The following is a 12,262-nucleotide window of genomic DNA, read 5'->3' on the forward strand; positions in this document are numbered from 1 at the left end:
TTGCACAGAATAGATATCAGATCACGCCCGTGATCACAATCGCGGGAGGGGCCGATGTCTGAGGTTCTCCCTTTCTGCAAGATCAAGCTGCAATACCTGCTGGAAATGGTCACCGACCACGCGCTGGACGACAACGCCCTGCGCGTGGCGCTCTACCTGGCACTGGCACATGCCGATCATGAGACTGGTGAGAGCCGCCCCTCCTTTGAGACCATCGGCGGGGCCATCGGCAAGCATGCCAAATCGGTCAAGCGGGCGCTGAACAAGGTCGAGGCGGCTGGTTACCTGACCGTGGAGCGTGGGACCAACAAGGGGAAATCCTCGCGCTACCGCCCGACCGAAGCGGCCCTGCGGCGGGCCACCGAGCGCCGCAGGGAGGGGGACAAGGTTGTCCCGCTCAGCCGGGCCAAAGGGGGACAATCCTGTCCGCAAAGGGGGACAGACCTGTCCGGCAAAGGGGGACAGGATCACCCCCCGAACAGAGAACAAGAACTTAGAAAAGAACAGGGGCGCGCGTCCGCGCCGGATTTGCCCGATGAAGGGCAATCCGGCGAAACATGCTCGGAGTTGGTCTTTGTCCCGAGGGGTATCTGCTTTGTCCGCGACTGGGATGCGCGGTTGGCCCGAGAAGGGATGGCCACGCTGGAGCGCAGCTTGCCCCTGTCACCGCACGAGCATCACCAGGGCTTCTGGCTTCCGGCGCGAACACCGGCCCCAGAGGACAGCGCAGAATGGCAGGCGCAGTTGCGTCATTTGCGGGATGTCATCCGTCAGGCGCAGGATGGCGAGTGCGCCGCGCCTTCAGTACCCCGCATCGCGTCCTTTGCACCGCATCAGATGCAGCGCGCACCGCGTTTTCCGCAGGATGTTGCCCCGACCGAGGGGGAGAACCGCCATGCGGTCTGAGGAAACAGCAAGGCGACCCATGTCATACGCTGGCGCGGATGACACGGGACCTTGCGAGGGGCGGCAAGCCTCCCCTTCGAACCCCACCGGCACGGGCAAGCCTCGCGCAAAGGAGCCGTTGACGGAGACCTTCGTCTTCCGATGCACGGCGGCCGAGAAGGCCGAGCTGCGCGCTAAGGCTGAGGCCGCTTGCTTGCCCGCCGCAACGCTCCTGCGCGAGGCGCTTGGCCTGACCGAGGCCCGCCGACGCAAGCCCGTGCCGCGCGTCGATCCGGCGCTGGTGCTGGCCGTCGGGCGAATCGGCGGCAACCTCAACCAGATCGCGCGTTGGCTGAACCGTGCGATGCTGGTGGGCCGCACGGACCTCGACAGCTTGACCGTCGCGCGTCGCCTTCTGGTGATCGAACGCCAGCTTGCCCGGCTCCTCGAGGAGGTGCGGCGGTGCTGATCATGTTCTTCCCCAACGGCAAAGGCGCGGGCGCGGGGCCGGTCGGCTACCTCGTGGCGGAGCGCGTGCTGGCCTATGACGGCAACCGCGACCTGATCCGCGATACCGACGGCCAGCCCTTGACCGTGACCCGCGACCCATTGCCCGAGGTGCTGCGCGGCGATCCAGGCCGCACCGAGGCCCTGATCGACGCCAGCCGCCACCAATGGACCTACCGCGCAGGCGTGATCAGCTTTGCCGCCGGGGACGCACCGAGCGAGGCGCAACAGGCCGAGGTCATGGACGCCTTCGAGCGGCTGGCCTTTGCCGGGCTGGACGGTGAGCAATATGACATGCTCTGGGTTCGTCACAGTCACGAGGACCGCGTTGAGCTGCACTTCTGCACCCCGCGCCTGGAGCTGACCACCGGGCGCAGCCTGAACATCGCACCGCCGGGCTACCAGGGCGCCTTTGACTCCTTACGCGACCTGATGAACCAGCGCCACGGTTGGGCCGACCCGATGGAACTGGAGCGCGCCCAGGAGGTCCGCGACACTATTGAGGCCCCGACCCGCGCCCATGGCCGCGACGAGCTGCATGCGTGGATCCTCGATCAGATATCGATGGGTCTGATCGAGGATCGCGCAAGCATGCTCGATGCCCTTGCCGATGCGGGCTTCGATCTGCCCCGCGTCGGCAAGGCCTACCTGACCGCACAGGACCCCGAGACCGGCGAACGCTGGCGCCTGAAAGGAGAGATTTTCCATGAAGACTGGCAAGCCGACCCGGCTGAGCGAGAAATTGAACGCGGAGCTGGACACGATACGCCAGGACTACGCCGCCTCGATGGCATCCCAGCTGAAGAACTTCAGGACCGATTTGATAGCCATTGCGAGCGACGCGCGGCGTACCATCGAGAACGATACACGCCGCTTCCTGAACGAGAACAGGAACTTGTTCGAGACGCGGATCGAACAGATCAGGCGCTGGCTGACGATCTCGCCTTGGGTGATTTCGGGGCTGATCGTGACGGGGATCGCCTCGATGATGGCCGCGAGCTGGTTCTGGACGTCGCTGCTGACGCGCTCGGAACTGACGGAACTGGGCCTGACGCGGATCGACCAAGGGGAGCAGACCTGGCTGACGCTGGACCCCGACAGGACCGAGCTGAAGACCTGCACACTGGCCGGGACGCCGGTCATTTGCATCAAGATCGAGGAGAAATGAATGACGACGCCCCTGACAGCCTTGGAGCGCGACTTGCTCGCCTGCGTCGAGCGGTTGGTGACGGCCTGCGAAACCTCAGCGCAGGAATTGAGCGGCTTGGAAGCGCGCTCGACCAACAGGATCGAGACACAACTAGCTGGCTTGGCCGACTGCGTGATCTTGCTCATTCGTTCGCAGGCCGCATCAATGACGGCCTTGCGGGACTTGTTGAACAAAGCGGCGACCTACAGCGCGCTGGACGCGCAGTTGAACGAGAGCTTGAGGCTAGCGAAGGCCGCCGAAGAGAGGCTGAGACAGAGCTGAACGAATTGCAAATGGAACGAGGCCACAGCCATGGCCTGGGACGTTAACGAGAAAGGAAAACCAATGAGCTTTGCACACGACCATTTCACCATGAGCTATCATCAGGCCCGCGACTACCGCATCGACTATCGCAACTTCGAGAAGGTGGACTACCTGCCCGAAGGTGTTCCGCTCATTGCCATCGCGGGCGTCTGGGGCGATTACCAGAACTTCCGCTGCTTGTTCATGGACGTCGCAGGGAACGGTTACATGCGGAATATTCGCAAGCGGAGCACTGGGTATGTGATCCGGGAGCTGGGCGTGGATGCGAAGGACCTGAGGGTTGGGGAGAACGTGCTAATACCTGCAAGCGCCGTTGCGAATGTGGCTGACAATGCTTAGCAGGCAAAATTGCCAAGCTGTGGTATTGCGCAGTGGCAAATATTGCAATGCTGTGATATTGCAAGTATCGAATCTATGCCATATTTAGGTATTACAAAGAAGACAAAGGTGCAAAACTACAGGTTGGCAAATGTCCGTCTCACGAGCAAAGCAGCGGCAAGCTGCAAGCAAGATCAATCAAGCTGTCCAGATGGCTCAGGCCTTCACTAAGCCATTGGGTGGCTGGATTGCGACTTTCCAGGGGGCAATCGGTATGAGTGCGCCCGCCCTTGCCGAGCGGCTGGGCATGTCCCGTAATAGCGTCTACAGCTCGATCCAGAACGAGCAGGCCGGAACCATCTCTCTAAATCAGCTCGACAAGATGGCTGAAGCCATGGGGGGCAAAGTTGTCTACGCGATCATCCCGCGCGGAGGATCGGTAGAGGAAATTGTCATGGCCCAGGCTCGAAAGAAAGCCAAGCGCATTATACAGCGCACCCGTGCGCACATGGCCCTGGAAGAGCACACCGAAGGCCTGCGCAGCCAGGAAGAGATGATCGAGGAGCTGGCTGGCGAAATTGCCCGCGAGATGCCGAAGGACTTCTGGAAGTGACCTTGGAACTGCACGAACCCACCGGCGCGACACCTCTCACGCCCGACGAGTTACTTGGCCTCAGCCACGGCGGACCGACAACACGCGGGTCAAAGCGCTGGCTCGCGCCTTCCGGTGGAAGAGGATGCTGGAGTTGGGCGAGTTCGCCACCATCGCAGAACGGGCCGAGCGCCAGGGGATCGCACCGTCCTACATGACCCACGTCGTGGGACTGACGCTGCTCGCTCACGACATTGTTGTAGCGATCCTTGACGGGAAGCAGGGGCCGGAGATCACGCTGGCGAATTTGATGGAGCCGTTTACGCTGGATTGGGAGACGCAATCCGATCACTTCGGAAAAAGGGTTAGAGTGGACACTTGATGGCGTCCGCGCCCAGCCAGCATCCAGCGTGAGGCGCTGTAGGACGGCATCAAAGGCGCTACGCTGAGTTACACCTCTTGATGGGACGCGACCTTAAATTTGGGGTATCAGTTGCTTGATACCATTCCGAAAGACCACAACAATGCCAACTAAAGATGTCATGCGATCCTGGGTCGAAAAACACCTCGACGAGTTGTACCCGATACATACGACAGCATTCTGTCGGCTCCTTGTCGAGCTGAGAAAAAATTTTGATGGAGACCTGGATTCGCTGCTGATCCTTGCGCTGTTGTCTGTTGGGACGCAAATGCAGGATTGGCAGGAGATACTGACGGACCGGGAATGGGTCAAAGGACAAAGCAGGCCGACCAATACTCAGTCGATCTCGGACGTCAGCGGCATTCCCCGCGAGTCGGTCCGCCGGAAATTGACGACCCTTCAGAACAAGGGGTGGGTGATGCGCAATGCAGAAGGGAACTGGGAGATCGGCGGGGCCGCGTCCAGGGATCTGTTGCCTTCCACGCACGCTGCCGTCGATTACATCGCAAGCTTGCTTACTGCGGCCGAGGCCGCGGGACGACGGAAAGACATCGACGGATAAACCGGTTCCCGCATCGGTCGGGGGCCGCGCGCGCCCATTCTGGGCGCCTGTAGGCTTGTTCCGATCAAGCGCGATGCTACCCTTTGATGGGAAAGCATTTTCGCGCTGGGAGCGCCCTGATTTGCAAGCTTCCCGCCCGAAGTATTTTTTTTGATCCAGTTTAGTTTCCTTTTCGTAGAAAACTGCAAAGATCGTCGTATTTGGGAGGAGAAGACGCACATGTTCAACGCAAGCCAATTCGAGCTTGAGGACCAGGTAGCGCTGGTGACGGGCGCCGGGGCGGGGATCGGTCGGGGTATCGCCGAGATGTTTGCCGGGGCCGGCGCTGCGGTCGTGGTCAGCGATCTGAACCAGGAAACCGCCGATGCGGTCGCGGACGAGATTGCCAAGGCTGGCGGTCAGGCCGTCGGCATCGCCTGCAACGTGACGAAGGAAGAAGACCTCCAGGCCGCGGTTCAGACCGCGGTAGACCGCTTCGGCAAGCTGACCATCCTGGTCAATAATGCGGGCGGCGGCGGGCCCAAACCCTTCGACATGCCGATGGAGGATTTCCGCTGGGCCTATGAAATCAATGTTTTCGCACCCTTCCGGCTGACCCAGATCGCGGTGCCCCACATGGAAAAGGCCGGCGGCGGCGCGGTGCTGAACATCTCTTCGATGTCGGCCGAGAACAAGAATGTCCGCATGGCATCTTATTCTTCTTCAAAGGCCGCGATCAGCCACCTGACGCGGAACATCGCCTTCGATCTCGGGCCGAAGAACATCCGCGTGAACGGCATTGCGCCCGGTGCCATCCGCACCGACGCGCTGGCCAAGGTTCTCACCCCCGAGGTGGAAAAGACGATGCTGAAACATACCCCAATCAAGCGCCTCGGCGTGGCCGAGGATATCGCCGGCGCCGCGCTGTATCTCTGTTCGCCTGCGGCACAGTGGGTCAGCGGTCAGATCCTGACCGTGTCGGGCGGCGGCGTCCAGGAACTCGACTAACCCCGATCGACAACGTCATACCAATTCTGAGGAACAAACATGAGTATTGATGCATTCGCCGATTTCCGCTTGGACGGCCACAACGTAATCATCACCGGCGCTGCGCAGAACATTGGCGCGCAAGTCGCCAAAACGCTTTCTGCGGCTGGCGCGAAAGTCATGATCTGCGACTTGCAAGCCGAGAAGTCTGCCGACACGGCGTCGGACATCGCAAAGGAGACCGGCAACGAAGTGCGCGGCATGGGTTGCGATGTAACCAAGGATGAGGACATTCAAGCTGTCGTGGATGCCACGGTCGAAGCCTTTGGCGGCATATCCACCCTCGTCAACAATGTCGGCTGGGGTGGGCGCCAGCCTGACCCGGCCGCGATCACGAGAGAAGAGTTTCTGAAGTCCTACAACCTGAATACGGTCAGCGCCTACCGGATGAGTATGGCCTGCCTGCCGCATCTCGAGAAAGCCGAGAATGCTTCGATCACAAACTCCGGCTCCTTCTCGTCGGCGGTGCCTGCCGCCGATATCCTGCCCTATGGGACGGCAAAGGCCGCGCTAAACCAGATGATGGTATCGCTGGCGCATATGCTGGCGACGAAGGTGCGCGTCAATTCCGTCCTGATTGGCACCGTGATCACCCCTGGCTACGCGGATGCAGGGATAACGCCCGAGATGCAGGAACGGCTACAGCACCCCGACAACCTCATCGGCCGCCCGGGCAAACCCGAGGACATCGCGAACGCGATGCTCTACCTCACTTCCCCCGCATCGAGCTGGGTGAGCGGGCAGATCATCAACGTCCACGGCGGCGGCCACGTCGTCCGCCTCTTCGGATAATCCGATCCCATCGCGTCGGTCATGATGTCGCCGAAGAAAGCTCTGGTTGCCTGCGTTGTCGCCCTGATCGGAGCCGGCGCAGGCTATCCCGCACTGGCGCAAGACAACGCTGGCCAGTACGGCGCCTCTGTCTTGCCCCTGGGGCAGTCTGCGACCGGCCACTCGATCTCGCGCGTGGATGTCGTGATCGGGACGTCAAGCGGCGACCCGGCGCGGGACGCGGCCGCTCTGAAGGCCGCGCGCGCGGCAACCAACGCGCTCGTGGGTCGGGCCTATCGTCCAGCGATTGTTGATACCGCGACAGGCTTTCTGGTCTCTCGGGGGCTCGTTCGAGCCGCAACCCATCGCACCACCTATCAGGGCGATCGCGGCGTGCTGGGTGTTGTCGTGTCTCTAGACGTGACGGCCACCCAAACCCCGGATGGCGCCGCGGACGAAACCCGCCCCGGCTTTCCGGTGATCTATCAGGACGACAGGAGCAAACTGACCTTCATATTGAATACCGGTGCTGGTGTTTATTCTGACAGCAGCCCCTGGTTCGGCGCGCCGGCTCTTTTCAACCAGTTCAGCCCGATTGCAGGCAAGTTGCCTGGGCGTGCAACAACGTGGAGCGAAGCCTATCTCGAGTTCGGCCTGGGCGGGGCAACCCAGCTTGGGGACAGCGACTACTACCTGTTTGGGGCCTTGAGCGGGCTGTTCAGCGTGTCGCGCGGGCAGGACATCTTCAGGAACGATGCCCGCAACTTCCTGCATCCCGAGAAAGGATATGTCGGTATCCTCTATGCCGATCCGAAAAGCGGGAACACGGCACAGCTTTCGTTTGGACGGCAGACATGGACTCTCAACAACGGCTTCCTGATTTCCATGGTTTCCGGCTCATCGAATGCGGGAGAGCGAGGCGCGACATATCTCGGACCGCGCAATTCCACGGATTTCTCGGCTCTGGCCACGGGCGAGTTCGGCCGGTCGCGGTTCTCAATGTTCTATATCGACCCCGACGAGTTGGAGAACCTGGAATCCAATACCACGTTTGCCGGTTTGAACCTGGGATATCAGTTCACCGACGCGTTTTCGGCGGACGCGAGCATCATCACCATTCCCACCTCCGATTCGACCTATCGGACGCCGTACGGCGCGTCGCTGGCGCGCAAGGGCACGACGACATGGGGCCTGCATGGTCTTTACCGGCCGACCTCGTCAGACCACCTTTGGCTCGAGGGCGAGGCCTACAGACAGACCAATTCCAACTATGACATGCGGGCGCATGCCTACTATGGTTCCGTCGGTTATATCTGGAGCAGTTTGCCCTGGAGTCCGAGCATCTCATACCGATATGCCAGCTTCTCGGGCGACGATCCCAATACGTCCACCTACGAGCGCTTTGACTCCTTGATGAGTACGGGGCTGGGCAATTGGCTTCAGGGCTTGTCCTTCGGCAAGGTCTATCGCAACGCCAACCTGAACACGCATCGTATCCAGCTCAACCTTGTGCCTCGCAAAGGCATGAACCTGACCTTTGACTGGCACCTTCTGCGCGCCGACGAGTTCAACAACCTGGGCGCAAATCCGGCACTGGCCAATCTCACGTCCCGAGATATCGGAAATGAGTTCTCGGTCGCGCTGCGGTGGAGCCTGGACCGCAACCGATATCTACAGGTCGTCGCATCGCACGCCGTTCCCGGCGATGCGCTTACCAACATCGGTGCTGGCGATCCTTGGACTACGCTGCAGGCCAGCCTCTATGTCAGTTTCTGACATCTAACACTTTATGCCAAGCACAGAAAAGGCGACAGACATGACCGACCCGACTAACCATTCCCCGATGACGCAGCCTGAGATCCTGAAAGGCGCCCTCCTGAGCGGCGTAATCAACGCCGTGATCAACGGTGGCATTCAGGCATGGCTTCTCTCGGGGTCCGGTCCGCTGCCGCTTACGGTCGATGCGATCACCAACGAAGCGCATACTGTATTCGGAGCGGCGGTCCCGCTCGGTGTGAGCCTCGCGATGATCCTAACCGTTGTTGCATACACGACAGTTAAGGGCCCGAAACCTCCCTTCTATCCAACCTTTCTCTGGATGACGGTGAAGAACGGCTTCTTCGTACTCGGCGTTATCGTAACCTTCGCCGTGCTCTGGCAACGGATTGTCGGCTCGGTAACGGTTCCCTTCTGGTTGGGGATCGTCCTGCTGGGCCTCATTGCCGGCGTGATCTCCGCCGTGGTCAATTACATGACCATTCGGGCATGTGCGCCAAAGGCGCTGCAGGAGGCGCCTGGGATCAGGTGACGCGTTGCGAAACTCCTGCAGGGTGCCGTCGATTGCACCCGTTGAGGGTCCTGCGCCTAAAGCGTTTCGGCTTGAACTTGAATCGTGGGGGATTACCAAGCATCCTCGCCTCCCTAACGATGGCGCAAAAGGTACCAAACGTCCGTTTGCATGGCTTTGATCTGGAGCAAGCCATCGTCGCGACAACCGTTACGACCACCAACGTACTACTTGAGCTCGAACCGGAACTTCTCTGCGCCTGAAATCAATGACCGGTTTGAGCCGCTATCGCGTTGATTGAGACGGAATGGATTAAGGTCCGTTTGGTCCCGCATCTTACCAGTTCGCCCCTGTTGAAGCGAACGGCAGGTTTAGGAAAATTGTCCTCGCTCTGAGAAAGTCCCCGCACCAGCTAAATGATACGCGTCTGACGAAAAAATCTGTGGTCAGATGGAAAAAGATCACCGCCGAAGACTGCCTTCGTTCCCGTCAAATCCTGAACATGATGGTGTGACGACACGGTGAGCACTGACCAAAATTCTTCGAGTCTGGCATGCGCGCTCCCGCCGGTGTCTTTCCAGCGCGCGACGAGCGCGTCGATCTGTAGGGCTTTGCTCATGTGAAATTAGCTACTCGGGACGGGAATGCGTTCAGCTAGAAATTGTTCGAAGGTGGCGTTTTCGACCACATAGGCGCTGGCATTGCGTTTCCTGGTAACAACCTTCTCGGTCAGTGCGCACAGGCCAAGAATTACTATCCCCGGAACGAACCACAGCCACGCAACCAGTGGCAATTGCCCGCTGTTGAGCAACGATTGGATAAGTGGCCATATCAAGAAGGGCATGGCGGCTACGGTTGCCCACCTAACCGGCTTCATCTTTTCTTTGGCTTCCACAGCCAACCTGTCATGGGTTTTGGCCAGGTCGTGTTCCCATGCCAGATATTCGTCCATAACTTGGCCTGCGAGGTAGTGGCCGCAACGACAATACTCGCGCGTTATGTACTCGACCTGTCCGCAGGCTGCGCAGCGGAACGCATTGATGCTGTCCGCGTTCGGACGGAGGTTTTTCTTTTGACACTCGCATTCAAGGTTTTCTTCAGCCCGGCAGGCGCTTTCTAGTAGGCGCTCAATATCCTGGCCAAGCCGCAGCTTACGTGGGCGTAGTTTGAGTACATCATCGGGAAATTTTTCATTTAGCATCAGCTTACTAGCCTCAATACACTGTCGATTCTGGTTGTTTCCGGTTCCCCACCTTCAATCGACAGGGCATCGGTGTTCAGGAATTCATCGAAGAGAAATTCGATGGCATCCCATTTCTTTTCGGGGGTCACAGTCAGCCCGCGTTCAATGATCCGGCGCTCGACCGCGATTCCGATTTTGCGATAGGCGGCGGCAATCTCTTCGTGCCTTCGACTCTTGCCGCCTTCCGAGTCGCCTTCGAGCATCCAGAGCGGATCAACATCGAATTCCTCGTAGACTTTTAATAGCAGTGACGCCGTTAAGTCCCGCTGGCTGCGCTCATAGTACTGGTATGCGCTCCGGCTGGTGCCTAGGCGCTGCGCCATCTCCTCTTGGGAGAGACTCGCCATGTTTCGCACTGCCGCAAGGCGATATCCCAAACCGGGAACTGTCATTGACAACCTTTTTATTGGTTGCATTAACCACAATACTGGTTATATGAGTAACATATGACCATAAATCGTGGCAATGCGCTCGATTCACGTAAGATCAGCGTACTTTTGTTTCAATCTGAACGCAAAATGAAAACAACTGCTTCGATTTGTGAGCACACTGTTAAGGAGGCGAAGCGTGCAAAAGCTCTTGGAAACCCCGAAAGAACTGGCCGAGCGCGTCGGCATTCCGGTGTCCAACGTGCGTTACCTGATCCGCGAGGACATGCTGGACCACATCTACACGGCCCCTGGGCGCCGAAATCCGAAGATCCCTTCCGGCGCATGGGAGCGTTACGTTGACAATTTCACGGTGAAGGCATGCCAAGAAGATCATCCCCGCCGCGCCTTGAGCGCGACCGCAAGCGCCCGTCCGAGGGTAACTGGTACATCTACTGGACCGAGGGGGGACGCAGCCGCGAGCACTCGACTGGCACTGGGGATCGCGACCAGGCTGAACTCTACTTCGCAGAGTGGAAGCTAAGACGCTTTAGGCCAGATCGAGCAGTTGAGCCGCACGAATTCTATGTGGCCGACGCAATTTCGCACTACCTGGCAAAACGGCTTGATGACGTCACCGATCCGGAGCGCCTGGCCAATGCGGCCAAGCCGATCATCCGATTCTTCGATGGCTATGCCGTTGGCGATATAAATGATGCACTTATCAAGGAGTATTGCCAGAAGCGACGAAAGGGCCGGGGTGATAAGGGGCTAAAGGACGGCACGCTGAGACGAGAACTCAGCCTGTTGTCGACCGCTATCCGGTGTGCCGAAGAAGATCAGCTGATCACGCGCAAGATAGCCGTTCGACTTCCACCGAAGCCCGAAGGCCGAATCCGGTTCCTGACGTGCGATGAAGCGATAAAGCTGATACAAGCCTCGCGAAGCTTCGATGCCCCTTTGGAAGATGGTGTGCCGACGGAGGCGAAAACCGAACACCTGACTCTGTTTCTCCGTATCGGATTGCTGACGGGCCAGCGGAAGGAAGCGATTCTGTCCTTGCGTTGGTCCGATGTCGATTTCTACAGCAACATCATCTACTGGAACCCGGTTGGACGACGGCGGACCAAGAAGGAGCGCCCGAGCTCAAGGTTGCCCACGCGCCTGAAGAAACACTTGTTGCGCAGGCGGAGGCGATTTCCGGAAGACGAATTCGTTCTCACCCATCGCGGCAAGTCGTTGCAGAATATCAAGCGTGCGTTTCGAACCGCTGTTGTTGCAGCAGGCCTCGAGACCGAGGGAGACCGGAAAGTCGTGCCGCACACCCTGAGGCACACTTGTGCCACCTGGCTCATGCAGAAGGGTGCTCCCAAGTGGGATGCTTGCGGTTTTCTGGGCATGACCCTTGAGACACTCGAAAAGAATTATGGGCACCACCACCCGGACCATCAACGCGGGGCGGCGGATGCAATCTGACGTCCGGATCATTTCCGGAAATAGACCGTCACAAACGTGAACAAAGGAGCAGTCAAATGGCAACGCATCACAATAAATACAGGGGGTTAGGTTCCGGCCCGATCCTTCGGGAGGCAGGGGCCGGAGGTTCGAATCCTCTCACTCCGACCAATAAAACAAGGCGCCCTCGGGCGCCTTTGTTGTTCTTAGTTTATGCCTCAGCCCAACACCGACCTGGTTTCCAGATTATCCCCGGCATGGAGCCGATGGCAGGTAAGCTCTTCAAGATTGAACACCAATCTCAACAAATCTGT

General features: G+C 59.2%; 14 protein-coding genes. 12 read left to right on the top strand and 2 right to left on the bottom strand.

Features of this window, described 5'->3' with window-relative positions:
• Window positions 1–54: 54 nt before the first annotated feature.
• From AC2FNY_RS09235 to AC2FNY_RS09285, 11 genes are all read left to right on the top strand, one after another.
• Window positions 55–906: a helix-turn-helix domain-containing protein gene (locus tag AC2FNY_RS09235; protein ID WP_234184652.1), complete on the top strand. Its 852-nt coding sequence runs from the start codon at window positions 55–57 to the stop codon at window positions 904–906.
• 118 nt (window positions 907–1,024) lie between these two features.
• Window positions 1,025–1,354: a plasmid mobilization protein gene (locus AC2FNY_RS09240; RefSeq protein ID WP_234184651.1), complete on the top strand. Its 330-nt coding sequence runs from the start codon at window positions 1,025–1,027 to the stop codon at window positions 1,352–1,354.
• Between the two features lie 2 nt (window positions 1,355–1,356).
• Entirely contained in the window at window positions 1,357–2,910 is a 1,554-nt protein-coding gene (locus AC2FNY_RS09245; protein WP_234184761.1) for a relaxase/mobilization nuclease domain-containing protein, read from the top strand.
• 16 nt (window positions 2,911–2,926) lie between these two features.
• The gene (locus AC2FNY_RS09250) at window positions 2,927–3,244 is read left to right on the top strand and encodes a hypothetical protein (protein ID WP_234184650.1); all 318 of its coding nucleotides are present in this window, start codon (window positions 2,927–2,929) and stop codon (window positions 3,242–3,244) included.
• A 130-nt stretch (window positions 3,245–3,374) separates the two neighbouring features.
• Complete coding sequence (locus tag AC2FNY_RS09255) at window positions 3,375–3,836, top strand: helix-turn-helix domain-containing protein (RefSeq protein ID WP_234184762.1); 462 nt, start codon at window positions 3,375–3,377, stop codon at window positions 3,834–3,836.
• A gap of 124 nt (window positions 3,837–3,960) precedes the next feature.
• Complete coding sequence (locus AC2FNY_RS09260; protein WP_496802264.1) at window positions 3,961–4,197, top strand: hypothetical protein; 237 nt, start codon at window positions 3,961–3,963, stop codon at window positions 4,195–4,197.
• Between the two features lie 142 nt (window positions 4,198–4,339).
• Entirely contained in the window at window positions 4,340–4,798 is a 459-nt protein-coding gene (locus tag AC2FNY_RS09265; protein WP_496802265.1) for a hypothetical protein, read from the top strand.
• Between the two features lie 219 nt (window positions 4,799–5,017).
• Window positions 5,018–5,785, top strand: a complete 768-nt coding sequence (hdhA, locus tag AC2FNY_RS09270) for a 7-alpha-hydroxysteroid dehydrogenase (protein ID WP_234184648.1) — start codon at window positions 5,018–5,020, stop codon at window positions 5,783–5,785.
• Between the two features lie 39 nt (window positions 5,786–5,824).
• A complete protein-coding gene (locus tag AC2FNY_RS09275; protein WP_234184647.1) occupies window positions 5,825–6,616 on the top strand; it encodes an SDR family oxidoreductase in 792 nt (263 codons plus the stop codon).
• Between the two features lie 21 nt (window positions 6,617–6,637).
• Window positions 6,638–8,371: an alginate export family protein gene (locus AC2FNY_RS09280; RefSeq protein ID WP_234184646.1), complete on the top strand. Its 1,734-nt coding sequence runs from the start codon at window positions 6,638–6,640 to the stop codon at window positions 8,369–8,371.
• 40 nt (window positions 8,372–8,411) lie between these two features.
• Window positions 8,412–8,903 (top strand): hypothetical protein, encoded by a 492-nt coding sequence (locus AC2FNY_RS09285; RefSeq protein ID WP_234184645.1) that lies wholly within the window; start codon window positions 8,412–8,414, stop codon window positions 8,901–8,903.
• A gap of 604 nt (window positions 8,904–9,507) precedes the next feature.
• On the opposite strand, the gene AC2FNY_RS09290 is transcribed toward AC2FNY_RS09285, so the two are convergent.
• Both AC2FNY_RS09290 and AC2FNY_RS09295 read right to left on the bottom strand, forming a co-directional pair.
• A complete protein-coding gene (locus AC2FNY_RS09290) occupies window positions 9,508–10,083 on the bottom strand; it encodes a hypothetical protein (RefSeq protein ID WP_234184644.1) in 576 nt (191 codons plus the stop codon).
• The gene (locus tag AC2FNY_RS09295) at window positions 10,083–10,517 is read right to left on the bottom strand and encodes a helix-turn-helix domain-containing protein (RefSeq protein WP_275671106.1); all 435 of its coding nucleotides are present in this window, start codon (window positions 10,515–10,517) and stop codon (window positions 10,083–10,085) included. The genes AC2FNY_RS09290 and AC2FNY_RS09295 overlap by 1 nt, the downstream gene beginning before the upstream one ends.
• Window positions 10,518–11,081: 564 nt before the next feature.
• On the opposite strand from AC2FNY_RS09295, the gene AC2FNY_RS09300 reads away from it, so the two are divergent.
• On the top strand, window positions 11,082–11,969 hold the full coding sequence (locus AC2FNY_RS09300) for a tyrosine-type recombinase/integrase (protein WP_496802266.1): 888 nt from the start codon (window positions 11,082–11,084) through the stop codon (window positions 11,967–11,969).
• Window positions 11,970–12,262: the final 293 nt, after the last annotated feature.

The sequence above is a fragment of the Ruegeria sp. BHSC223 genome (assembly GCF_059613025.1).